This window comes from Kitasatospora sp. NPDC058162 (assembly GCF_042884005.1).
Taxonomy (GTDB): domain Bacteria; phylum Actinomycetota; class Actinomycetes; order Streptomycetales; family Streptomycetaceae; genus Kitasatospora.
In genome coordinates this window covers 79,464-103,318 of record NZ_JBHVUS010000025.1, presented here as the reverse complement: position 1 = coordinate 103,318, position 23,855 = coordinate 79,464, and the positions used below count along the sequence as shown (strand labels likewise).

Below are 23,855 nucleotides of genomic sequence, written 5' to 3'. Positions count from 1 at the left end.
CCCGCGGGGGCGGGGTCAGTGGTGACCGTGGCCTTCGCCCTCGGTGATCTCGCGGTGCTCGCGGTACTCCTCGGCGGTGGGCGCGGCGACCCGGGCGTGCTCGCCGTGGAACCCGCGGGACAGCCGGACCCGGGTGCGGGTGAGCACACCCGCCGGCCGGGCCACTCCATTCTCGTCCACCGCGGCCGGCAGTTCGAGGGGGCGGGGCTGCTCGTGCGAGGTGAGCCGGTGCAGTTCGGCGGGCGCGAGCCCGGCGTGCACCTCGGTGAACTCGCCGTGCGGCAGCCGGGTGATGACGCCGGTCTCCCGCCCGTGCAGCACCTTCTCCCTGTCCCGCCGCTGCAGGCCGAGGCACCAGCGCTTGGTGACGCTGAAGACGGCCACCGGGACGACGAAGAATCCGATCCGCACCGCGTAGGTGATGGCGTTGAGCGACAGGTGCAGATGGGTGGCGATGAGGTCGTTGCCGCCGCCGGCGAGCATCACCAGGTAGACGCTGATCCAGGCCGCGCCGAGGGCGGTGCGCACCGGCGCGTTGCGCGGCCGGTCGAGCAGGTGGTGCTCCCGTCCGTCGTCGGTCACCCAGCTCTCGATGAACGGGTAGACCGCGATCGCGCCGAGGATCACCGGGAACAGGGTGAACGGGATCAGCACCCCGAGGTTGAGGGTGTGCCCCCACAGGCTGATCTCCCAGCCGGGCATCACCCGGATCAGGCCCTCGGCGAAGCCCATGTACCAGTCGGGCTGGGCGTCGGTGGAGACCTGGTCCGGCCGGTACGGGCCGTACGCCCAGATCGGGTTGATCGTGGCGATCGCCGACATCAGCGCGACGATCCCGAAGACCAGGAAGAAGAACCCGCCGGCCTTGGCCATGTAGACGGGCATCAGCGGCATCCCGACGACGTTCTTCTCGGTCCGGCCGGGGCCCGCCCACTGGGTGTGCTTGTGGTAGAAGACCAGGATCAGGTGCGCCACCAGCAGTCCGAGCATGATGCCGGGGACGAGCAGCACGTGGATGGTGAAGAACCTCGGGATGATGTCGTGCCCGGGGAACTCGCCGCCGAACAGGAACATCTGGATGTAGGTGCCGGCCAGCGGCACGGCCAGCAGCACGCCCTCGATGAACCGGATGCCGGTGCCGGAGAGCAGGTCGTCCGGGAGCGAGTAGCCGAAGAAGCCGTCCAGCATGCCGAGGAACAGCAGCAGGAAGCCGAACACCCAGTTGATCTCGCGCGGCTTGCGGAACGCGCCGGTGAAGAACACCCGCATCATGTGCACGAACATGGCCGCGACGAAGACGATCGCCGCCCAGTGGTGGATCTGCCGGATCAGCAGTCCGCCGCGGACCTCGAAGCTGATGTCCACGGTGGAGGCGTAGGCCTCGGACATCCGGATGCCCTTGAGCGGGACGTACGAGCCGCTGTAGACCACTTCGCCCATGCTCGGCTTGAAGAACAGGGTCAGCCAGACACCGGTCAGGATGATGATCAGAAAGGTGTAGAGGCAGATCTCGCCCAGCATGAAGGACCAGTGGTCCGGGAAGATCTTGCGCAGGTTGGTCCTGGCCAGGGTGTAGATCCCCAGTCGGCCGTCCGCCCAGTCGGCGGCCCGCCGCCCCCGTCCTGGGCTCTGATTCCGGGTCATGTGTACGCACCTCGGTCCGAAGGAAGCGGGGATAGTTCCCCGGTTCGCACTGGGGCCACCATACCGGGGACTGATCCCCACTTCTCTCGGAGGGGTGCCCGGCCGCCGCCGGCACAACGCGAGCGGCCCGCCCGGTGTCCTGTCAGGACACCGGACGGGCCGCGTACGCACCCGCGCGCACCCCCGAGGGGGTCGAGGGTCAGTGCACCAGCACCGGCACCTCGTCGTTCTTCGCCGCACCCGAGCCGGCACCGGCGGTGTCGGGGCGACCGGCGTTGATGAAGGTGAAGGCGACGGCGGCGGCCGTCACCAGGATCCCGAAGGACACCCAGATCGCGGTCGAGAAGCCGTGCACCATGCCCTGGAACTGCAGGGCCTTGCCGGCCTCCGGCGTGGTGGCGGCGGCCATGGCCGCGTGGTGCGAGGTCATCCACGCGGTGGTGGCGCTGGCCGCGATGGTGTTCAGCAGCGCGGTGCCGATGGCGCCGCCGACCTGCTGCGAGGTGTTGACCATGGCCGAGGCCACGCCCGCGTCACGCGGCTGGACGCCGTAGGTCGCGAGGCTCATGGCCGGCATGAAGGCCGTACCCATGCCGAGGCCCATCAGGACCAGGCCGGGCAGGATCAGCGCCGGGTACGAGGTGTCCAGGCCGATGTGGGTCAGCAGGAACATGCCGACCGAGGCGGTCAGGAAGCCGGGCGCCATCAGGTAGCGCGCCGGGACGCGGGTCATCAGCCGGGCGCCGATCTGGGTCGAGCCGGTGATCATGCCCGCCACCATCGGCAGGAACGCGACGCCGGTCAGCACCGGGCTGTAGCCGCGCACGACCTGCAGGTAGTAGGTCAGGAAGAGGAACAGACCGAACATGCCGATCACGGCCATGCCCAGCGACAGGTAGACGCCGCCGCGGTTGCGGTTCAGCACCACGCGCAGCGGCAGCAGCGGGGCGGCCACGGCGCGCTCCACGATCACGAAGGCGGTCAGCAGCACGACGGCCGCGGCGAACAGCGCCAGGGTGCTGCCGGCGGTCCAGCCGCTGGACTCGGCGCGGGTGAAGCCGTACACCAGCGAGACCAGACCGGTGGTCACCAGCACCACGCCGGGGATGTCCAGCTTGTTGCGGTTGCGGCCCCCGGCGGGCTCGGTGATCACCAGGACGGCGCCGGCGATGGCCGCGATGGCGAACGGGATGTTGACGTAGAAGGTCCAGCGCCAGTTCAGGTACTCGGTCAGCGCGCCGCCGAGGATCAGGCCGATGGCGCCACCGCCACCGGCGATCGCCCCGTAGATGCCGAAGGCCTTGGCGCGCTCCTTGGCCTCGGTGAAGGTCACGGCGAGCAGCGACAGCGCGGCCGGGGCGAGCAGTGCGCCGAACACGCCCTGGAGGGCGCGGGCGCCGAGCAGCATCGCGGTGTTGACCGCCATGCCGCCGAGCGCGGAGGCGAGGGCGAAGCCGGTCAGGCCGACGATGAAGGTCCGCTTGCGGCCCCAGAGGTCCGCGATCCGGCCGCCGAACAGCAGCAGACCGCCGAAGGCCAGCGCGTAGGCGGTGATCACCCACTGGCGGTTGCCGTCGGATATGCCCAGGTCCGTCTGGGCGGACGGCAGGGCGATGTTCACGATGGTGGCGTCGAGGACGACCATCAGCTGGGCGAGGCCGATGAAGATCAGCGCCTTCCAGCGCCGGGGATCGGGGATCGTCGCCTGCGGGGCGTCGGTTTGAGACACGGGGGTACCCATTTCACGGTGCGTGGTGTGCGAGAACGGTCAACTGCCGTACGGGAACGGCAGGTTGCCGTACGGGTGCGAGGGCGCGCGGATGCGTCCGGAAACGGCGCCGGTCAGTCGCGCGGATGCGGGGTGCGGGTGGAGCGGATCAGGAGTGGATCAGGGTCGGATCAGTGGTGACGGGTCCAGGTGGTCGGTCAGGTTCGACGGCGGAAGTCCTCGAAGGTCGCGGCCCGGCCGGGCAGCGTCGAGCGGGCCGGCGCGCGCAGGCCGTCCAGGAACAGCTGCAGGTGGCGGTGGACGAACTCGTCGAGCAGCCCGCAGGAGGTGCCCGGCAGTGGCCGGGTCAGCTGGCTCATCGCGACGAAGAGGTCCCCGTGGTCGACGTCCGGCCGGAGCTCTCCGGTGGCCCGGGCGCGCTCCATCAGTCCGCTCACGGCGGACCGCAGGCGTTCCCGGGTCTCGGTCAGCTCCGGGTCGTCCGGATCGACGGTACTGGTGAAGAGGGCGCAGAGCCCGCCGACCTTCTCCGCCACGGTCGCGTGCACGAACCGCTGCAGAGCCTCGAACGGACCGCCGCCCACTCCCGCGTCCGCCTCGGCCGTCGCCGTCTCGGCGAGGGCCAGGATGCGGGTCTTGACGAGCAGCGCCACTTCCTGGATCAGCGCCGTGCGGTCCGGGAAGTTCCGGTACAGCGTGGCATTGCCGACCCCCGCCCGCTTCGCGATCTCGTCCAGCGGCACCTCGGCACCGTGCTCGACGAACGCGTCCCGGGCCGCCAACACGATCCGCTCCCGGTTCCGGCTCGCGTCCGCACGCAACTTCGGCGTACGCACGCTCCCCGCGGAACGGGCCGGCTCTGCGGCGACGGTGGTCATGGCGACTGCTCCTCCAGGATACCGGGGAAGTTCTCCCCGCTTTCTCCAACGTACTCGGAAACGGGGAATCTGTCCCCGCAATTTCCTCCCCCGCTGTGACCTGCGTCACATCTGCCAGGTCGCGGCGCTGGTGGAGGCGTCGGCCCCCGCGCGAGAACTGGGTGCGCTGAGCCCGGTCGTGCCTTCCCGGACGGGCTCCCCCCGCCGCCCTAGGCTGTGGGCGTCCCGGGCGGCCGGTGGGTCGTGGGAGTCGGGAGGGGCCCGGCGGCCGGGTGGGCGAGGAGGTTCGCTATGGGCAGCGAGGAGACGGCCGCCAGGGTGCGCTGCGTGGCGGCCGTTCCGTGCTGGGTGAGCCTGATGGCCCGGGACCTGGAGGTCGCCAAGGGGTTCTACGGTCCGCTGCTCGGTTGGGAGTTCGAGCCCGGGCCGGAGCGCTTCGGCCCCTACGTGCACGCGGTGACCGGCGGGGAGGCGGTGGCCGGGCTGGGGGTGGCGGGCCTCGGGGCGGTGCCGCTCGCCTGGACCAGCTACTTCGGGACGGAGAGCGCCGACGCCGTCGCCGACGCGGTGCGCGAGCGCGGCGCGACCCTGGCGGTCGGCCCGCTGGCCTTCGACGCCGGGCGGGTGGCCTTCGCGGCGGACCCGGTCGGGGCGGTGTTCGGCATCTGGGAGGGCCCGCTGGGCCGGGCCCGGAGGCTGGACCTGCCGGGCGCGCCGGTCTGGATCGAGCTGCGCACCCCGGACCCGTTCGCGGCGGCGCTGTTCTACGGCGAGGTGTTCCGCTGGGACGGCCGCGACCCGGAGCGCTTCGAGGTCCGCTGGGAGCACGACCGGGTGGTGCTGCGTGCGGAGGGCCACAGCGTCGCGGCGCTGGCCAAGGAGCAGGCGGGCGGACCGGCGGGCCCGCCGCCGCACTGGGAGGTGTCCTTCGCCGTCCCGGACGCCGACCGGGCGCTGGCGCGGGCCGTGGAGCTGGGCGGGGCGGGGATCGGCCCGGTCTTCGACTCCCCGTACGGCCGGGTGGCCCGGCTGCGGGACCGTGAGGGCGCCCGCTTCGCGGTGATCAGCCCGAAGGGCTGAGCGGCCTCGGCTCGACGGGCCTCGGCTCGACGGGCCCGAGGGGCCTGGGAGGCCTCAGCTCGACGGACCCGAGGGGCCCGGGGCTTCGACGTCCGCCCGCTGCGCCCGGAGCCGTTCGCCGAGCGCCGCGCGGGTCGCCGCGGGCAGGGCCTTGCGGGCGGCCGGGAAGAGCACCTCCTCCTCGCCGGTGAGGTGCCGCCGGAGGGTGTCGGCGAGACCGCGCAGCAGGGTGTCGAAGGCCGGGTCGTCCGGGTCGACTCCTTGCAGGTCGGCGAGGTACTGCCCGATCGCGAGGTGGTCGTGGATGCTGCTGAACACCAGCGCCCCGCCCTCGGGCGCGTCGTGCTGGACGAGCGGGAAGAGGTGTTCCTCCTCGGCGGCGCAGTGGCTGAACAGCAGGTCGGTCAGCCTGGTCACCAGCTCGCCGCGCTCGGCCGAACCGGCCGGTGCGCTCTCGGCGCGGTCGAGCAGCTCGGTGGCCGCCTTGTGGTCGGCGGTGAACTCGCCGAGGATGTCCGGCCTGCGGCTCATGGCGGTCCGCCTCTCGTCCGGGATCAGGACTCGCCCCCGTACTGTCCAGTATCCGGCGCCGCGGCCCGGAACCGGTGGTCCGGGCCGCCGCCGGGCGCGGGCAGCGCGCGGGCACCGCGCGGACACCCGGTTCAGCCGCCGTCCCGCCGCCCGGTGAGGGCCAGCAGCCGGGTCTGCGGGCCGGCGCCCTCGGGCACCGGCACCGGCGGGTCGAACAGTCCGCTGCCGGAGAGGTCGCCGTAGCCGCCGACCTCGCCGAGGGCGAAGTCCACCAGGGCGGCCGGGAGCCGGGTGCGGGTGCCGATGCCCTCGGCGAGGTCCCAGGTGTGGACGACCAGGTCGGTGGTGAGCTGGTCCAGGTAGTACTGCCCGGAGACGTCCGCGAAGGAGAGGTGGACGGTGAGTCCGGTGGCGCCGGGCACCTCCCAGGCCTGCCGGGCGGCTTCGGCGGCGGAGGTCCAGGCGGCGACCGGGTCGTCGCCGAGCACGTCGCCGTCGTAGCGGCCGCCGACCTCGGCGATGGTGGCGCCCATCAGCAGGTCGGGGACCCACAGCTGTTCGCCGGTGAGGTGGTTGACCAGGTCGCGGACCGTCCAGTCGGCGCACGGGGTGGGGGAGTCCCAGTGGCCGGGGGTGATCAGCCGGACCCGTTCGTCGAAGGCGGCGAGCGCCTCGGGGTAGGGCGTGCCGGGCCGGGTGGCCGGCTGGTGTTGCCTGCGGTGAGCCATGTCTCCACCCTGCCCCGGTCCCGGTGGGGCCCGCGAGTCGTTCATGGACCACTTGTTCGCGGACCACTTGTTCATGGACCGCCAGTTGTTCAAATTCGAACTTCAAGGTACGGTCAAGGAGCGGCCGGTTCAAATTTGAACAAAAGGCGCGGCGTGTCCCACCCCGCCCGGCCGCATCACCACACACCCCTACGACCGACCCCGATCGATGGAGACGCGCATGCCGAGCAGCAGCCCGAGCACGACCGCCGCCACCAGTCCCACCGACCCCACCGCCCGCTCCGCGCGGGACGGCTCCGGGTCCGCGACGACCTCCCCGCACGCCTACGACGCCGGACTCCTGCTCCTGCGCTTGGTGCTCGGCCTGACCATGGCCGCGCACGGCAGTCAGAAGCTGTTCGGCTGGTTCGGGGGCGGCGGGATCGACGGCACCGGTCAGTTCTTCACGATGAGCGGCTACCCGGCCGGGAACGCCATGGCCGTGGTCGCCGGCCTGACCGAGGTCCTGGGCGGACTCGGCCTCGCCGTCGGCCTGTTGACCCCGCTGGCGGGCGCCGCGGTCGTCGGCACGATGGTCAACGCGATCGCCGTCACCTGGGGCGGCGGTTTCTTCCTCCCGAAGGGCAACGAATACGAGCTGCTGCTGACGGCGGGCGCCGCCGCCCTGGCGCTCACCGGTCCGGGTCGCTATGCGGCGGACCGCTTCCTGCCGGTGCTGAAGGCCCACCGCCTGGCGTACGGCGCGGCCGCCTTGGTGGTCGGCCTGGCGACGGCCGGGGTGATCCTGCTGCTGCGCAAGTAGCCCGGCGCCGCCGTCGGCGGCCCAATCAGCCTGCGAAGAGGCCGTGGTGACGAACCGTCACCACGGCCTCTTCGCGTTCTCCCGCGCGTGCTCCGCGCATTTCCCGCGCGAACTGCGCACAACCCGGAGGCTTCCCAAGGTATGTGATGTGTGCCATGGCACATGTCACACTCCCCACCGTGTCCACGACAGCACCGCCCCCACGCGGCGCCGTCGCCAACGGTCCTCGCCACCCCCACCGGCCGCACCCCCGATCGCGGCCGACGACGGCCCGGAGGCCCCCACGTGAGTTCCGCACGTCTGCTGCGACTCCCGCAGCTGGCACGACTGTTGACGTTCGTCCTGACCCTGGTCCTGGCGGTCGGCCTGTTCACCCCGAGCAGCCATGCCGCCCCCGCCCCCACCCGCGGCGGCGCACCCGCCCCGACCGGCCCGGCCCCGCAGCCCGCGACCGGTGCGCCCCAACGCGACGCCGGCGAAGGCAAGTCGACCCCGGCCGAGCAGCGCTCCCCGCTCCCGCTGGACACCCGCCCGGCCGAGGTCCGCGCGGCGGCCGAGCCCGCGAGTTCCGCGAGTTCCGCGAGTTCCGCGAAGCCCACGGCCTCGTCCAAGCTCGCGGCCCAAGTCATGTGCAACGTCAGTGACTTCACCGGCCGCACCGGCAGCGCACTGGTCCAGCAGATCACCTCCGTCGACACCGGCTGCATCAACCAGCTGTTCCAGTTGACCGGCACCGACGCCAACGGCGCCTTCCGCGAGGCGCAGATGGCCACCGTCGCGGACGCCCTGCGCGACGCGTCCGGCGCCTACCCGGGCGACGACAGCACCGCCGTCGAGCAGTTGGTGCTCTACCTGCGCGCCGGGTACTTCGCGCAGTGGTACCACTCCGCCGACGTCGGTACGTACGGCACCACCCTGCAGACCGCGATCCGCGGCGCGCTGGACGCCTTCTTCGGCAGCGCGCACCGGGAGGACGTCACCTCGGCCAACGCCGCCATCCTGGGCGAGGCCGTCACCCTGATCGACAGCGCCCAGGAGAACGTCCGCTACCTGTGGGTGGTCAAGCAACTGCTGAACGACTACGTCGGCGCGACCTGGAACCCGGCGGGCATGGCCAACGCGGTGAACCCGGTGTTCACCGTGCTGTTCCGCGGCCACCAGCTGACCGGCTTCGAGCCCGCCGTCGAGGCGGACCCGTCCGTGCTGGACGCGCTGTCCGCCTTCGTGAACCGCAATCAGGACCAAGTCGGCGGCGACTAAGGCGTGTTGGAGTACAACGCCACCAAGGAGCTGGGCCGCTTCCTGCAGTACCCCGGGCTCCAGGCGAAGGTCCGCCCGCTCACCGCGGCGCTGGCCGCGCAGTCCGCGCCGAACGGCCGCACCGTCTACCAGTGGGCCGCGGTCGCCGAGGCGGTCGGCTCCTACGACGCCGCCAACTGCTCGTACTACGGCACCTGCAACGCCCCCGACCGGCTCAAGTCCGGTGTGCTGACGGCGAACTACACCTGCAGCCCGAGCATCAAGCTGATCGCCCAGGCCCTGGACGGCACCCAACTGGCCACCACCTGCACCAGCCTGACCGGTCAGGACGCCTACTTCCACTCGGTGGTCCGGGACGACGGCCCGGTCAAGGACGACCACAACACCACCATCGAGGTCGTGGTCTTCCACTCCTCCTTCGACTACCAGGTGCTGGCCGCGGCCATCTACGGCATCAACACCGACAACGGCGGCATGTACCTGGAGGGTGACCCGGCGGCCGTCGGCAACCAGCCGCGCTTCCTCTGCTACGAGGCCGAGTGGGTCCGTCCGGCCTTCCAGATCTGGAACCTCAACCACGAGTACACCCACTACCTCGACGGCCGTTTCGACATGTACGGCGACTTCAACGCCGGCATGACCACCCCGACCGTCTGGTGGGTCGAGGGCTTCGCCGAGTACGTCTCCTACTCGTACCGCCAGGTCGTCAACGACGGCGCGATCGCGGCCGCGGCCAAGCACACCTACAAGCTGAGCGACCTGTTCGACACCGTCTACGGCGACCAGGACCGGGTCTACCGCTGGGGCTACCTCGCCGTCCGCTACATGCTGGAGCAGCACCGCGCCGACATGGACGCCGTGCTGGCCAAGCACCGGGTGGGCGACTGGAACGGCGCCCGCACCCTGCTCAAGACCACCATCGGCACCCGCTACGACGCCGACTTCGACAGCTGGCTGACCGCCTGCGCCAACGGCGCCTGCGCCACCACCCCGACCGTGCCCCAGGTGCCCGAGTGCACCGGTGCGGACACCCGCCAGCTGGGCGCGAACTGCGGCCGCAGCAACGTCGCCGCCACCACCGGCAACTACGCCCACTTCTACCTCCAGGTGCCGGCCGGCACCCAGCAGGTGAAGATCACCACCAGCGGCGGTACGGGCAACGCCGACCTCTACTACAACCCCGGCAGCTGGGCGTACACCAACGCCTACGCGGCGCGCTCGGCCGGCCCGGACAACTCCGAGACGCTGACCGTCACCAACCCGCCGGCCGGTTACGTCTACTTCAGCCTCTACGCCCAGCAGGGCTTCAACGGGGTGAGCGTCACCAGCCAGTTCTGATCGCCCCCGTGTGAGGATGCGCGTCCCCGTGGGGACCCGTGTCCCCCGAGGACCCCGCCCCGGAGCGCCCGAGCGCTCCGGGGCGGCGTCACGCGCCGATCCGCACCAGGGCCAGGGTGATGTTGTCCGGCCCGCCCGCCTCGACGGCCGCCCGCCACAGCTCGAAGGCGGCCTTGCCGTCGGCCCGGTCGGAGGCGCCGTCCGCGCGGGCGAGCAGTCCGGCGAGCTCCTCGTCCGGCACCGGGTCGGTCAGTCCGTCGCTGCACACCAGGTAGCGGTCGCCGGCGGCGAGCGGGACGACCCGTACGTGCGGCTCGACGAAGGTGAGCCCGAGCGAGCCGCCCAGGGTCTGGGTGACCACCGAGGTGGTGCGCCGGCCGGGCGGCAGCGGCGGGCTGTCGTCCACGCTCACCCGTTCCAGGCCCGCCCCGTCCGGCCCGTCGCCGGTGATCCGGTAGACCCGGCTGTCGCCGACGTTGAAGACCACGGCCCGGTCGGGCAGCAGCACCAGCCCGGCGACGGTGGTGCCCATCGCGGCCAGCTCCGGCTCCCCGGCGGCGGCCGCGTAGACCGCCCGGTTGCAGTCCTGCAGCTCCTCCCGGACGGCCTCCTCGCCGTCCAGTCCGCCCCCGGCGGCGGCGAGCCGGCGGGCGACCAGGGCGCTGGCCACCTCGCCGCCGGGGTGGCCGCCGAGGCCGTCGGTGACGGCGACCACGCAGGGCGGGCCGAGCGGGAAGAGCAGGGTCTGCGGGTTGGTGGTCACGGTGGCGCAGAGCGTCCACGGGCCGACCGTGAGGCTGTCCTCGTTGTGCTCGCGCACCAGGCCCTCGTGGCTCAGCGCGCTCACCGCGATGTACGGCGCCATCGGTCGGCCGCCTCCCGTGCTCGGACCCCGCCTTCCATTGTCGGCGGGAACCGGCCCGGCTGTCGGTGGGAACCGGCGGGAATCGGTGGGAACCGGCGGGAATACCGAGCCGCGCCCTCGTGCTAAGGTGGTTGAAAGTTGAACGATCTGGCCCCTCTGGAGTGTGGTGAGAAGCATGCAGTTCGGAATCTTCACCGTCGGCGACGTCACCCCCGACCCGACCACCGGCCGCACCCCGAGCGAGCACGAGCGGATCAAGGCGATGGTGGCCATCGCGCGCAAGGCCGAGGAGGTCGGCCTGGACGTCTTCGCGACCGGCGAGCACCACAACCCGCCGTTCGTCCCGTCCTCGCCGACGACCATGCTCGGCTACATCGCCGCGCAGACCGACCGCATCATCCTCTCGACCTCGACCACGCTGATCACCACCAACGACCCGGTGAAGATCGCCGAGGACTTCGCGATGCTCCAGCACCTGGCCGACGGCCGGGTGGACCTCATGATGGGCCGCGGCAACACCGGCCCGGTCTACCCCTGGTTCGGCAAGGACATCCGCCAGGGCATCCCGCTCGCGATCGAGAACTACGCGCTGCTGCACCAACTGTGGCGCGAGGAGGTCGTCGACTGGCAGGGCCGCTTCCGCACCCCGCTGCAGTCCTTCACCTCCACCCCGCGCCCGCTGGACGACGTCCCGCCGTTCGTCTGGCACGGCTCGATCCGTAGTCCGGAGATCGCAGAGCAGGCCGCCTACTACGGCGACGGGTTCTTCGCGAACAACATCTTCTGGCCCAAGGAGCACTTCCAGAAGCTGATCGAGCTCTACCGCGAGCGCTACGCCCACTACGGCCACGGCACCCCCGAGCAGGCGGTCGTCGGCCTCGGCGGGCAGGTGTTCATGCGGAAGAACTCCCAGGACGCGGTGCGCGAGTTCCGCCCGTACTTCGACAACGCGCCGGTGTACGGACACGGGCCCTCGCTGGAGGAGTTCACCGAGCAGACCCCGCTCACGGTGGGCAGCCCGCAGGAGGTCATCGAGAAGACGCTGACCTTCCGCGAGACCTTCGGCGACTACCAGCGCCAGCTGTTCCTGATGGACCACGCCGGCCTGCCGCTGAAGACCGTGCTGGAGCAGCTCGACCTGCTGGGCGAGGAGGTCGTGCCGGTGCTGCGCGAGGAGTTCGCCAAGGGCCGTCCGGCCGAGGTCCCGGACGGGCCGACCCACGCCGCGCTGGTCGCGGCCCGCGACGAGAAGACCCTGGAGGTGGCCGAGTGAGCGCGTTCAAGCTGGCCGTGGTGAGCGCCGGGCTGAGCAAGCCGTCCTCGACCCGCCTGCTGGCCGACCGGCTCGCCGAGTCGACCGTGCGCCGGCTCGCCCTGGAGGGGCGGGAGGCCGAGGTCACCGTGGTCGAGCTGCGCGACCTCGCCGTGGACATCGCCAACAACTTCGTCACCGGCTTCCCGGCCGCCGCGCTGCGCGGGGCGATCGAGTCGGTGACGGGGGCGGACGCGGTGATCGCGGTGACGCCGATCTTCACCGCCTCCTACAGCGGCCTGTTCAAGTCCTTCTTCGACCTGATCGACCACGACGCGCTCACCGGCAAGCCGGTGCTGATCGCCGCCACCGGCGGCACGGCCCGGCACTCGCTCGCCCTGGAGCACGCCGTCCGGCCGCTGTTCAGCTACCTGCGCGCGGTGGTGCTGCCGACCGCCGTGTACGCCGCCACCGACGACTGGGGCACGGCGGGCGACGCGCTCACCGACGGCCTGCCGGGCCGGATCGACCGCGCGGCGGGCGAGCTGGCGGCCCTGCTGGCCGGGCGCACCCCGGCGGCTGGGGCCGCGCTGCCGGAGCAGGTGGTCCCGTTCGCCGAGCAACTGGCGGCGCTGCGGGTATAGGACCCTCTGCGGCTCACCCGGACGGCCCCGTCGGAACACCCTCCGACGGGGCCGTCCGACTGCTCGCCGACCGCGCCGAATGGTCCGCTATGCGATGTAATTATTGGCATGATCGGATTAGGCCTTATTCGTTCTACCCTGCCTACACCCCCGCGACGGCGACCGTGGTGAGCCGACCCGAACCCCAAGCCGTCCTCTCTCCGCTGACCAGCGCGGCGGTCTTCCTGGTCCTCACCGTCGAAGCCGGCGGCGAGGACACTGTCCGCGCCCTGCTGCCCGAACTCGCCGGACTGCGCCGGGCCGTCGGCTTCCGGGCCCCCGAGGGCGGCCTCACCTGCGTCACCGGCATCGGCTCCGAGCTCTGGGACCGGCTCTTCACCGGCCCCCGCCCGGCCGGCCTCCACCCCTTCCAGGAGGTGGTCGGCCCCCGCCACCGCGCCCCGGCCACCCCCGGCGACCTGCTGCTGCACCTGCGGGCCGACCGGATGGACCTCTGCTTCGAACTCGCGACCCGTCTCGTCGACCGGCTCACCGGGGCGGCCACCGTGGTCGACTCTGTGCAGGGCTTCAAGTACTTCGACGACCGCGACCTGCTCGGCTTCGTCGACGGCACCGAGAACCCCGAGGGCCGGGCGGCCGAGAACGCCGCCGTGGTGGGGGAGGAGGACCGGGACTTCGCCGGCGGCAGCTACGTCATCGTCCAGAAGTACCTCCACGACCTCGACAAGTGGAACGCGCTGAGCGTCGAACAGCAGGAGGGGGCGGTCGGCCGCACCAAGCTCGCCGACATCGAGCTGGAGGACGACGTCAAACCCGCCGACTCGCACGTGGCCCTCACCGTGATCACCGGCCCGGACGGCACCGAGCAGAAGATCGTCCGCTTCAACATGCCCTTCGGCTCCTTCGAGGGCAGGGGCGAGTTCGGCACCTACTTCATCGGCTACGCGCGCGACCCCGGGGTGACCGAGGAGATGCTGCGCAACATGTTCCTCGGCCGGCCGCCCGGCACCACCGACCGGCTGCTCGACTTCTCCACCGCCGTCACCGGCTCGCTGTTCTTCGTCCCGACCGCCGACCTCCTGGCCGCCCCGCCCCCGGCCTCGGCGACGCCCTCCGAACCCGCCCCGGCCCGCCCGGACGGCTCCCTCGGCATCGGCAGCCTCAAGCCGACCACCTGAACGGCCCGCCTCCCGAACAGGACCCGCACCATGGACAGCTCTCCCTCGGCCAGGACGTTTCCGTCGGCTGCCTCTCCCTCGACGCCGAGGCGATTCGGCGCTATCTCCGGGAGTCGCTGACTTTCCACGTTCGCACGGGAGAGGTGGCCGTCGAGCTACGCGGCTGGCTAGCACCAGATCGGCATCGAAGCGACGAAAAGGGCTATGTGCATGAACATGTTCATTGTGCTTTGGCCTTCTGATCCGATGGGGAAGCATCACTGCCGGGATGCGCAGAGTTTTGCATAGCCGCATCGGATGATCAAATCTATGTCCTAGGGTCGTACGTCGCTTCGATTGGAGCGATTATCTGAGGAGTTTGATTCGAGGTCATGGAGCGCCGAGCGCACTCGTGCGGCTTCGTCCGCGATGTCGACTTCTTCTGCGAGGGCGACGGCCGCCATGAGGTGGGTGCGAGCGGCCGACGGGTTTCCGACTGCTGCCTCACATAGGCCTAGACCACGCAGGGCAGCCGCCGCTTCGCGGGCGGCGCCGATGGAGTGGGCCAGCTCCAGGGCGATCGCGTGCTGGCCCAGTGCTTCCTCGGCTCTGCCGGCGACCAGCAGGGTCTCGCCGAGTGCGTTGCGGGCGTCGGCCTCGTGGCGAATGCTGCCGAGTTCGCGGAACGTGTCCAGGGCGGAGCGGTGCAGGGACAGTGCCTTTTCGAGTTCGGCGGGGATTGTCAGCGTTTTGGCGAGATTGGTGCGGATCACGGACAGGTCGAGTTGGGACATGACCCCGTCGCCGATATTCAGCACCAGCTCGAAGGTGTCGCGCGCCACTGAATTCTGCCCGGCGATGAGATGGAGCTCCCCGATGTTGTTCAGTATTCGGAGTTCGAGGATCCTGTCATCGAATTTCCGCGCCAATGGCAGGGCGCTGTCGTAGGCGGTGAGTGCGGATTCCGAATCCCCCATCGATCGGTGCAGTATGCCGATGTTGGCGAGGCAGCGGGCGACGTTCCACTGGTCCTCCTGCTCCTTTCGAATGGCGAGCACCTCGCGTTGGATCGCCAGGGATTCGTGAAGCCTGCTCTGGTTCCACCGCAGTTGCCCCAGGAGGTTGAGCGCGTTCGCTGCCGCGTCCAGGTCTCCCTCCGCCCGCGCGAGGGTCAGTCCGCGATCGAGCGCCTCGACGGCGGACTCGTAGCGCGCGGCGTTCGCCAGTGTCGCGCCGAGGTCGATCAGCGCCCGTGCTTCGTAGCGGTCGTTCGCCTCCGATCGCCAGTGCGAGGAGGCGGCTCGGTGCATGTCCTGTGCCTCGCTCCAGTACGCCTCGGCGTCCAGGTGGCCGGCCAGCACGTGGGCGAGCCAGGCCCCGGTCTCGGCGTGCCCGGTGCGGTGGGCGTGGGTGGTCAGGGCGATCAGGGCGGCGTGCTCGGTCTCCAGCCAAGTCCGTGCCGAGGTGGGAGAGTTGATCTCGATATCTCCCAACAAATCGTTCATGTCATCGAATAGGCGGCCTGCCGGAATCCGGGTTCTCGATCGGCGTGGATAGAGCAGGCGATCAGCCTGGTCGGCCGCGTGCAGTGCGAAGCGGAGCAGTCGGTCGACCGCCGAATCCCGCAGTGTCGCGTCCACGCCCAATGCCACCGCGAACTCCCTTAAAAGATCATGCAGTTGGTACCTTTCGGGCGAAATCTCGATGAGGAGGTGGCAGTTCAACAACGCCTCCAGCACCTGATCGGTCTCGTCCACTGTTCGGCCGAGCAGCGCGGCCGCCGCGTGCACGCCGAAATCCGGTCCGGGGTACAGCCCGAGCAGCCGGAATGCCGATCTCTGGCCGGCCGGAAGGTACTGGTAGGAGACCTCGAAGGCGCGGGCGATGCTGTCCGAGCCGTTGCGGATCTCGGCGAGGCGGCCTTTGCGGGACAGGCGTCGGGCGAGGTGGTCCAGGGTCCAGGAGGGACGGGCCCTGAGGCGGCTCGCGGCGAGTTCGACGGCGAGCGGGAGGAGGCCGCAGCGGTTGACGATCTCGACGACGCGTTCGCGGTCCGCCGAGCGCTCGGGGCCGACCAGGTCGGTGAACAGGGCGACGGCGTCGTCCACCGGCAGGACGTCCAGGAACACCGGCCGGGAGCCGGGGAGTTCGGCAAGCCGCTGGCGGCTGGTGATGATGATCAGGGCGGCCGGCGCGGGTGGCAGCAGCGGGCGGATCTGGGCGGCGTTGGAGGCGTCGTCGAGGACCAGGACAGCCCGGCGGGTGGCGAGGGTCTCGGCGCAGAGGGCGAACACCTCGTCGGCGTCGAGCGGGATGGTGGTGGCGGGTACGCCGAGACGTCTCAGGAGCAGGGCGCCGGTGGCCTCCGGGGTGAGTGGTGGCTGGTTGCCGACGTGGGCGCGCAGGTTGAGGTGGACGTACCCGTCGGGGAAGTGCTCGCGCATCAGGTCGGCGGCGTGCAGTGCGAGGGTGGTCTTGCCGACTCCGGGCATGCCGAGGATCGCCGAGACGGTGACGACCCCTCCCCGGGCGGCGGTGGCGCCGGGCAGTACGCGGAGCAGGTCGTCCCGTCGTCCGATCATCCGGTGCCGTCCGGGAGCGCCGGAGGTTCCGGGGGTGCCGGGGGTGGACGTAGCGGCCTCGGTGGGGGGATCGGCGGCCCGGACGAGTTTCACCCGCCCGGGTGTGCCCGGCAGCGGTTCGCCGTTGAGCATGAGCCGGTGCAGCCGGGTGAGCGCCTCACCGGGTTCGGTGGCGAGGTGGGCGCGCAGCAGCCGGACGACGGCCGGGTAGACGGCCAGGGCGTCGGCCTGGCGGCCGGCTGCGTGGAGTGCGGTCATCAGGTGGCCGGCCAGGCGTTCGTCGGTGGGGCGGTCCTTGCGCAGGGCGGTGAGTTCGGGGATCAGCTCGTGGTGGCGGCCGATCCGCAGGTCGATCTCGATCCGCTGGAGGGTGGTGGCGAAGCGCTGGTCGGCCATGGTGGCGCGGGTGGAGCGGGCCCAGGTGCCGGGCAGACCGGCGAGGGCTTCTCCGCCCCACAGTTCCTCGGCGCGGCTGAGGACGGTTCTGGCCTGGTGGTCCTGGCCGTTCCCGGCGAGTAGTCCGGCTCGTTGGGATAGGTCCAGATATCGGTGCCAGTCGATGAGTTGGGGATCCGCCCGCAGGGTGTACGTGTGCGATCGGGTGTCGATCGAGGGCGCTTCCCCAGGGTTATCCGTCCCGGTGGCGCGGGCTGCGCGTCTCAGCAGGGCACGGAGGTGGGAAATGTGGCTGTACAGGCTGGTCAGCGCGCTGGGTGGTGGTTCTTCGTCCCATAGTCGGTGTACGAGCGACGTATGGGAGAGCGGCCTCCCGAGCTCCAGGGCGAGAGTGGCCAGCAACTGCCGTCGTTTGTCGGAGTGGAGTGCCAACGGCTCTCCGTTCACCGACAGTTCAACTGAACCCAGGAGATGGATCCGCATCTGACGCCCCCCGCCGGTTGGCTACCAGCTTGCCGTGTCGCGGGCGAGCATGGCATGCGTTCGGGGCGATCGGCTATACCACGATGGGGTTCGGGCGGTGGTCCTTTGGGAACGTTCTCGACTTGACGACATGTCATCTGTTAATGCGGCACGGTTAATTCGTCGAAGGCAGGGGGAGCCAGTGACAGGATCGGCCGTGGTGGGTGGTCGCCGGTGACGGACGCCAACCTGCCTCCGGGGGGCGTGCGCAACACGCTGACCGGCGGCGGAGGGGTCGGCGGCTCGGTGGTGCAGGCGGGCACGATCCACGGCGGGGTGCACCTGGTCGCCCGGCCGCAGCTGCCGACGCCACGTCAGCTCCCGCCCTGTCCGCGGCGGTTGATCGGTCGGGACGCCGATCTGGCGGCACTGGACCGGTCGTTGAGCGAGGAGGTCGGCGCGGCGGACGCCACCGTCGTGGTGACCGGCCCGGCCGGGGTCGGGAAGACGGCGCTCGCGGCCCAGTGGCTGCGCGGGCTGGCCGGGCGCTTCCCGGACGGCCAGTTGTACGCGGATCTGCGCGGTTACGCCCCGGGCGGGCCCGCCGACCCCGCCGAGGCGCTCGGCGCGTTCCTGCGGGCGTTCGGGATCTCGCCGGTGCCCCGCAGCCTGGCGGAGGGCGCCGCACTGTGGCGCTCCCTGGCGGCCGAGCGGCGGATCGCGGTGCTGTTGGACAACGCTTCGACGGCCGCGCAGGTGCGGCCGCTGCTGCCGGGTTCGGACGGCACGGTGGTCGTGGTGACGAGTCGGCGCCGGTTGACCGGGCTGGGCATCGACGGTGCGGTGTTCCGGCCGTTGGCGCCGCTCGCCACGGAGGCGTCGACGGAGATCCTGGCCGAGCGGGTCGGCGGGGCCCGGGTGGCGGGCGAGAGCGCCGCCGCGGCGGTGGTGGTGGACGCCTGTGCCGGGCTGCCGTTGGCGATCTGCCTGGCGGCGGCGCGGATCGCGGCCCGGCCCGCCCAGTCGCTGGCGGCGACCGCCGAGATGCTGGGCCGCGGGACGGACCGGCTGGCGGTGCTGAACGTGGAGGGCGAAACGGTGCGGGACTTGCTGGACGCCTCCTACGGGGTGCTGGAGCCGGAGGCCGCCCGGCTGTACGGACTGCTGGGCCTGCTGCCGTTCGCCGAGTTCACCCTGGAGAACGCCGCCGTCCTGGCGGGTACGGACCTGTCCGGGGCGGACCGGCTGCTGGACGGTCTGATCGATGTGCACCTGCTGGAGGAGAAGGGGCCGGAGCTTTTCCGCTTCCACGACCTGGTCCGGTTGCACGCCCAGGCGCGCGGCGCAGAGGCCCGGGGCACCGCACCCACCGGGGCCGCCCTCGACCGGATCGTCGACTGGTACCTCGCCTCGACCACGGCTGCCGAGGCGGTCGTCTCGCCGAGTCACCGCACGCTCGCCCGCGACTACCTCACCCGACCCGTCCACCCGGCGCGGGAGTTCGCGGACACCACCCGCGCGCTGGAGTGGCTGGACGAGGAGCGTGACCGGCTGGCCGACGTCCTGCGCTGGTGCGAGGAGCTGGGCCGGCCCGTCGCCGCCTGGCAACTCGCGGACGCCATGTGGCCGATGTTCCTGCGGTTGCGCCCGGCCCGGCTGTGGGTGGAGGCCCACCGGATCGGTCTACGGGCTGCCCGGGCCGTCGGTGACCGCAGCGGCGAGCTGCGGATGCTGACCTCGGGCGGGAACGGCCTGCGGAACGCGGGCGAGGGGGAGGAGGCAGCCGACTGGTTCGCCGCAGCCCTCGCCCTGGCCCGGGAGTGGAACCAGCCGCTGGTCCAGGCGAACGCGCTGTACGGGTTGAGCCAGACCCATCGGATGGCAGGGCGGCTGGAGGAGGCGGCCGAGTGCCTGCACCGGGTGGTGGAGCTCCGAGAGGCCCAGGGCCACCTCCGCGGTTCGGCGCTGGCCCGGTTGGCCTACGGCGAGGTGCTGCTGTCGGCAGACCGGGCGGCCGAGGCGGTGGAGCCCGTGGAGCGGGCGGGCCGTGAGCTGTCGTCGATCGGGGACGACTACGAGGTGGCTCGCGCGATGGCCTTCCTGGGGCTGGCGCACGGCCTGCTGGGTGCGTACGAGCGCGCCGAAGCCTGCCTGGAATCGGCCCTCACGGGCTTCCGGGCCGGGCTGTCGGTGCACTGGGAGGCGCGGACGCTGGAGTTCGCCGGTCAGGTCGAGGAACTGCGCGGCCGGCCGGAGGCGGCGCGTGCCCGGTTCGAGCAGTCGCGCGCCCGCTACCAGGACGTGGGCGCTACGGCCGAGGCGGCCCGGTTGGCGGACCGCCTCGCCGCGTACGACCTCGCTACCCCCGTTCCCGAAGGACGTCCTGGCGGCCCGTCCGTCTGAACCGGTCGCACGGGCCGAACCAGTCGAGCTCGGTCAGCGCCCGCCCGGCCGCCAGCCAGGCGTGTGCCAGCGACCCGAGGGCCAGCGGCAGCGTCGGCGCGCCGCCGGTGCGGTGCGCCCCGAAGGCGGGGCGAAGGATGAGCCGGCCCCCGGTCCGGGCGAGGAGCAGCACCGCTCCGCCACGGCGTTCGGCGGTGGCGACGGCGCAGCCGGGGTACGCGGACAGCACCCCGGTGAGCCGCGCGCCGTCGTCGCCGGTCGGGAGGAACCCGACGTGCAGCACGTCGGCCTGCCGCCGCCGGCACAGCCCGGTCGGTTCGGTGAGGTCGAGCACCAGGTGCTCGTCCTCGAAGGCGGGCCCGGGCCGGTCGTGGAGTGCGACGGGCGGGGCCGTGGCCAGCAGCCCGTGGCAGGCGCCGGCCGGGGACACCACCCGGGCGTCGAACAACGTTGCGGGGGCCCCGCCGTCCGGCGGGTCGGCGACCGGCGTCAGCCGCACGGTGTGCAGGCCGGCGGTCATCCGGCCCGCCGGGAGTCCGGCACCAACGGGGCGTCCAGCGGAGTCGGCAACGGTAGCGGCGCCGGCTCCGGGCTGTGCGCGGGCTGGCCGAGCCCGAGCACCCGGTAGAGCAGTCGTCGGGCGTTGCGGTCGAAGCGGCCGGGTTCGGAGCTGATCCGGTCGGCGATGGCGGTGTAGTCCTCGGCGCGGTACTGCTCGGCAGCGTAGGCGAGTTGGTCGGTGAGCGGGTGCCCGGGTGCGAGTGCCGGCGCGGTCCGGGCGAGCTGGGCGGAGGGCGAGCGCGGGTTGACGTCGCCGTGTGGATACTCGGCCAGCAGGACGGGCGCGCCGGTCATCGCCGCGTACAGGGTGACCGAGCCGTGGTCGCCGATGACGTAGTCGGCGGCGACCAGCAGCGGCCGCCAGTCCGCCTCGGGCGGGACGACCGCGACGGCCCCGCGCCCGGTGGCCGTCGCCCAGGACCGCACCTGCCAGGGGCTGTGCGCGGCCGCGACGTTCGGATGGGTCAGCAGTGCGGCGCGATAGCCCGACCGGGGCAGCTCGGAGGTCAGCCGGGGCAGGACGGCGTCGAGCCGGGCGAACAGCGAGCCGGCCCCCCAGGTGGAGGAGACCAGGACGAACTTCTCCTCCGGCCGCAGTCCCAGCGCCGCCCGGTAGCGCGCCCGGTGCGGCAGCGCGGCGGCGATCCGGTCGTAGCAGGGATCGCCGACCACCTCGGCGATCGGTACGGCCTCCGGGCAGCTGCGGCCGAGTTCGTCCAGCTCCTCCCGGTGGGCCAGCGCGAACGAGCTGGGCACGACTCTGCCCTCCCAGCACAGGTGGTCCGGGCCGAGCCCGCCGGCCGGCCGTCCGCCGTCCGGTCCGCTGCGCCGGGACAGCTTGATGTTGCCCGCCCCGTGCGGGAGCCGGACGACCGGCCCGTTCAGCTGCTCCATCCCCTGCGAGCCGGCCGCCAGGACGAGGTCGAACTCGCGCCGGACGGCCTGCTCCCAGGGCAGCACGGTGGCGCCCAGGGCGAGCAGGCCCTCCGCCGCGCCGCGGTTGAACACATGCGGCGCCACCGTGAACTGGACGTGGATCCGCAGGTCGGAGGCGAGCAGTGAGTAGAAGTCGTGCAGTCGCTGGGCGTAGACCACGGTCTGGGCGACGACCAGCACCCGCTTGCGGTCCCGCATGGTCTCCCAGGGCCCGTTGTTGCTCCAGGCCGGGTTGTCTCGCGTCCCGTAGGTGGTCGTGATGTCCTGTTCCCCGTGCACCAAGGTCATTCCGGTCCCCCTCCTTGATCGCAGGTCGGGGCCGTCGACGAGCCCCGCCGCCGATGTTCCCCGGGCGGGTTGGCGGATTCATTGACGAGACCTGGCGGGGCCTTGCGGAAACCTTGTGGCCGTCTGCCGCCCCGGTGAGCGGCCCCGGGACAGCGGGTAGGGTACTGAGTGCCTTTACCAGGGGTACTGAGTGCCGTATTCTCTCCGTGGAGCCTCTGATGCCAGTCGAAGACAGCCGACCCGGCATGCCGGTCCAGGTGGCGCTTGCGGCACGCGGGCCGCGGCCGGGACGGGATTGGCACTCAGTACCCTCGGCCTGACCTGAGGCCATGGATCCAGTGCATCCGTGCACCCGTGACAGGAGAAACCGCTCATGAGCTTGAGGATCGTCGTCTGTGTGAAGTACGTGCCGGACGCGACGGGTGACCGTCGTTTCGCGGACGACCACACCACGGACCGGGAGGGTGTGGACGGCCTCCTGTCGGAGCTGGACGAGTACGGCGTCGAGCAGGCGCTGCGGATCGCCGAGGCGAACGAGGGTGCCGAGGTGACGGTGCTCACGGTGGGTCCGGACGACGCGAAGGACGCGCTGCGCAAGGCGCTGTCGATGGGTGCGGACAAGGCCGTGCACGTGAACGACGACGACATCCACGGTTCGGATGTGATCGGGACGTCGGCGGTGCTGGCGAAGGCGCTGGAGAAGACCGGGTTCGACCTGGTGATCGGTGGCATGGCGTCGACGGACGGCACGATGGGTGTGCTGCCGGCGCTGCTGGCGGAGCGGCTGGGTGTGCCGCAGGTGACGCTGCTGTCCGAGGTGTCGGTCGAGGGTGGCGTGGTGAAGGGCCGTCGGGACGGTGACGCGGCGACCGAGCTGGTCGAGGCGGCGCTGCCGGCGGTGGTGTCGGTGACCGACCAGTCGGGTGAGGCGCGTTACCCCTCGTTCAAGGGGATCATGGCGGCGAAGAAGAAGCCGGTGCAGTCGCTGGACCTGGACGACCTGGGCATCGAGGCGGACGAGGTCGGTCTGGCGGGTTCGTGGACGGCGGTCGACTCGGTGGCGGCGCGTCCGGCGCGGACCGCGGGCACGGTCGTCAAGGACGAGGGCGAGGGCGGCAAGCAGCTCGCCGCCTTCCTCGCCGACCAGAAGTTCATCTAGTCCCGCCCCCGACCCAGCGAAACACGGAGACATAGAGCAATGGCTGAGATTCTCGTCCTGGTGGACCACGCCGACGGTGCGGTCCGCAAGCCCGCCCTGGAGCTGCTGACCCTGGCCCGCCGCATCGGCGAGCCGTCCGCGGTCGTGCTGGGCGCGGGTGCCGCGGCCGCCGACATCGCGGCCAAGGCCGCCGAGTTCGGCGCCGCCAAGGTGTACGTCGCGGACGGCGCCGAGTTCGCCGACCTGCTGGTCGTCCCGAAGGTGGACGCCCTGGCCCAGATCGCCAAGGCCAACGACGTGGCCGCCGTCCTGGTGACGTCGTCCGGCGAGGGCAAGGAGGTCGGTGCCCGCGTGGCGCTGCGCCTCGGCTCCGGCATCATCACCGACGCGGTGGACGTCCGCGCCGGGGAGCAGGGCCCGGTCGCCACCCAGTCGGTGTTCGCCGCCTCGTTCACCGTCGAGTCCCGGGTGAGCAACGGCGTGCCGGTCATCACCGTCAAGCCGAACGCCGTCGCCCCGGAGGCCGCTTCGGCCGCCGGCGCGGTCGAGAACGTGTCGGTGGAGTTCACCGGCAACGCCGCCAAGGTCACCTCGCGCACCCCGCGCGTCTCCACCGGCCGCCCCGAGCTGACCGAGGCCGCCATCGTGGTCTCCGGTGGTCGTGGCGTCGGTGCCGCCGAGGGCTTCGGCGTGGTCGAGGAGCTCGCGGACGCCCTGGACGCCGCCGTCGGTGCCTCGCGCGCCGCCGTCGACGCCGGCTGGTACCCGCACAGCTCCCAGGTCGGCCAGACCGGCAAGCAGGTCTCGCCCCAGCTGTACGTGGCCAACGGCATCTCGGGCGCGATCCAGCACCGGGCCGGCATGCAGACCTCGAAGACCATCGTGGCCGTCAACAAGGACCCCGAGGCCCCGATCTTCGAGCTGGCGGACTACGGCGTGGTCGGCGACCTCTTCGAGGTGCTGCCGCAGCTCACCGCCGAGGTGAAGTCCCGCAAGGGCTGATCCCCCGCGACGACCCCGCGACGATCGGAGGGCGTGGCACTCGGTACCCCGGTACCGAGTGCCACGCCCTCCGGCGTTTCCGTGTTTCCGCCCCAGGCGCCCCAGGCGCGCCGACGGCCCGCCGACCGCCCGCCCCAGGCCCGCCGACCGCCCGGCGA

17 protein-coding genes and 1 pseudogene are annotated in these 23,855 nt (G+C 71.8%); 9 read left to right on the top strand and 9 right to left on the bottom strand.

The genetic code is table 11. The features are described 5' to 3' along the window. Nucleotides 1–15: 15 nt before the first annotated feature. The 3 genes from ACFVXG_RS32750 to ACFVXG_RS32740 all read right to left on the bottom strand — a co-directional run bounded on the left by ACFVXG_RS32750 (nucleotide 16) and on the right by ACFVXG_RS32740 (nucleotide 4,251). Nucleotides 16–1,644 (bottom strand): cytochrome bc complex cytochrome b subunit, encoded by a 1,629-nt coding sequence (locus ACFVXG_RS32750; protein WP_387932730.1) that lies wholly within the window; start codon nucleotides 1,642–1,644, stop codon nucleotides 16–18. Nucleotides 1,645–1,843: 199 nt separating this feature from the next. Then, nucleotides 1,844–3,385 carry an MFS transporter gene (locus ACFVXG_RS32745; RefSeq protein WP_387932728.1) on the bottom strand — a complete coding sequence of 514 codons (1,542 nt, stop codon included), beginning with the start codon at nucleotides 3,383–3,385 and terminating at the stop codon, nucleotides 1,844–1,846. A 185-nt stretch (nucleotides 3,386–3,570) separates the two neighbouring features. After that, a complete protein-coding gene (locus ACFVXG_RS32740) occupies nucleotides 3,571–4,251 on the bottom strand; it encodes a TetR/AcrR family transcriptional regulator (protein ID WP_387932726.1) in 681 nt (226 codons plus the stop codon). Nucleotides 4,252–4,542: 291 nt separating this feature from the next. On the opposite strand from ACFVXG_RS32740, the gene ACFVXG_RS32735 reads away from it, so the two are divergent. Next, nucleotides 4,543–5,331 (top strand): VOC family protein, encoded by a 789-nt coding sequence (locus ACFVXG_RS32735; protein ID WP_387932724.1) that lies wholly within the window; start codon nucleotides 4,543–4,545, stop codon nucleotides 5,329–5,331. Nucleotides 5,332–5,385: 54 nt separating this feature from the next. Here the strand turns inward: ACFVXG_RS32735 and ACFVXG_RS32730 are convergent, their stop codons facing one another. Continuing rightward, nucleotides 5,386–5,862 carry a hemerythrin domain-containing protein gene (locus tag ACFVXG_RS32730; RefSeq protein WP_387932722.1) on the bottom strand — a complete coding sequence of 159 codons (477 nt, stop codon included), beginning with the start codon at nucleotides 5,860–5,862 and terminating at the stop codon, nucleotides 5,386–5,388. Between the two features lie 131 nt (nucleotides 5,863–5,993). Then, nucleotides 5,994–6,590, bottom strand: a complete 597-nt coding sequence (locus tag ACFVXG_RS32725; protein WP_387932720.1) for a TIGR03086 family metal-binding protein — start codon at nucleotides 6,588–6,590, stop codon at nucleotides 5,994–5,996. 220 nt (nucleotides 6,591–6,810) lie between these two features. Between ACFVXG_RS32725 and ACFVXG_RS32720 the strand changes: the two genes are divergently transcribed. Continuing rightward, the gene (locus ACFVXG_RS32720) at nucleotides 6,811–7,392 is read left to right on the top strand and encodes a DoxX family protein (RefSeq protein WP_387932719.1); all 582 of its coding nucleotides are present in this window, start codon (nucleotides 6,811–6,813) and stop codon (nucleotides 7,390–7,392) included. A gap of 318 nt (nucleotides 7,393–7,710) precedes the next feature. Further along, nucleotides 7,711–9,990 (top strand): annotated as a pseudogene (locus ACFVXG_RS32715) (collagenase). 88 nt (nucleotides 9,991–10,078) lie between these two features. Here the strand turns inward: ACFVXG_RS32715 and ACFVXG_RS32710 are convergent. Continuing rightward, nucleotides 10,079–10,855, bottom strand: coding sequence for a PP2C family protein-serine/threonine phosphatase (locus tag ACFVXG_RS32710; RefSeq protein ID WP_387932717.1), 777 nt, complete (start codon nucleotides 10,853–10,855; stop codon nucleotides 10,079–10,081). Nucleotides 10,856–11,030: 175 nt separating this feature from the next. Between ACFVXG_RS32710 and ACFVXG_RS32705 the strand changes: the two genes are divergently transcribed. The 3 genes from ACFVXG_RS32705 (at nucleotide 11,031) to ACFVXG_RS32695 (ending at nucleotide 13,929) form a co-directional block, all read left to right on the top strand. After that, complete coding sequence (locus tag ACFVXG_RS32705; protein ID WP_387932715.1) at nucleotides 11,031–12,128, top strand: LLM class flavin-dependent oxidoreductase; 1,098 nt, start codon at nucleotides 11,031–11,033, stop codon at nucleotides 12,126–12,128. Then, complete coding sequence (locus ACFVXG_RS32700; RefSeq protein WP_387932713.1) at nucleotides 12,125–12,751, top strand: FMN reductase; 627 nt, start codon at nucleotides 12,125–12,127, stop codon at nucleotides 12,749–12,751. The genes ACFVXG_RS32705 and ACFVXG_RS32700 overlap by 4 nt, the downstream gene beginning before the upstream one ends. 167 nt (nucleotides 12,752–12,918) lie before the next feature. Further along, a complete protein-coding gene (locus ACFVXG_RS32695) occupies nucleotides 12,919–13,929 on the top strand; it encodes a Dyp-type peroxidase (protein ID WP_387932711.1) in 1,011 nt (336 codons plus the stop codon). Between the two features lie 314 nt (nucleotides 13,930–14,243). Here the strand turns inward: ACFVXG_RS32695 and ACFVXG_RS32690 are convergent, their stop codons facing one another. Further along, on the bottom strand, nucleotides 14,244–17,318 hold the full coding sequence (locus tag ACFVXG_RS32690) for a BTAD domain-containing putative transcriptional regulator (protein ID WP_387932710.1): 3,075 nt from the start codon (nucleotides 17,316–17,318) through the stop codon (nucleotides 14,244–14,246). 294 nt (nucleotides 17,319–17,612) lie between these two features. Between ACFVXG_RS32690 and ACFVXG_RS32685 the strand changes: the two genes are divergently transcribed. After that, nucleotides 17,613–19,751, top strand: coding sequence for a tetratricopeptide repeat protein (locus ACFVXG_RS32685; RefSeq protein ID WP_387932708.1), 2,139 nt, complete (start codon nucleotides 17,613–17,615; stop codon nucleotides 19,749–19,751). On the opposite strand, the gene ACFVXG_RS32680 is transcribed toward ACFVXG_RS32685, so the two are convergent. Continuing rightward, nucleotides 19,708–20,271, bottom strand: a complete 564-nt coding sequence (locus ACFVXG_RS32680; RefSeq protein WP_387932706.1) for a hypothetical protein — start codon at nucleotides 20,269–20,271, stop codon at nucleotides 19,708–19,710. The two genes, ACFVXG_RS32685 and ACFVXG_RS32680, sit on opposite strands and share 44 nt — an antisense overlap. Further along, the gene (locus ACFVXG_RS32675) at nucleotides 20,268–21,536 is read right to left on the bottom strand and encodes a hypothetical protein (RefSeq protein ID WP_387932704.1); all 1,269 of its coding nucleotides are present in this window, start codon (nucleotides 21,534–21,536) and stop codon (nucleotides 20,268–20,270) included. Before ACFVXG_RS32675 ends, ACFVXG_RS32680 begins: the two co-directional genes overlap by 4 nt. A 373-nt stretch (nucleotides 21,537–21,909) precedes the next feature. Here ACFVXG_RS32675 and ACFVXG_RS32670 point away from each other — a divergent pair, with 373 nt between their 5' ends. Continuing rightward, complete coding sequence (locus ACFVXG_RS32670; protein WP_387713836.1) at nucleotides 21,910–22,695, top strand: electron transfer flavoprotein subunit beta/FixA family protein; 786 nt, start codon at nucleotides 21,910–21,912, stop codon at nucleotides 22,693–22,695. A 39-nt stretch (nucleotides 22,696–22,734) separates the two neighbouring features. Next, on the top strand, nucleotides 22,735–23,697 hold the full coding sequence (locus ACFVXG_RS32665; RefSeq protein ID WP_387932702.1) for an electron transfer flavoprotein subunit alpha/FixB family protein: 963 nt from the start codon (nucleotides 22,735–22,737) through the stop codon (nucleotides 23,695–23,697). The last annotated feature ends 158 nt before the right edge of the window (nucleotides 23,698–23,855 follow it).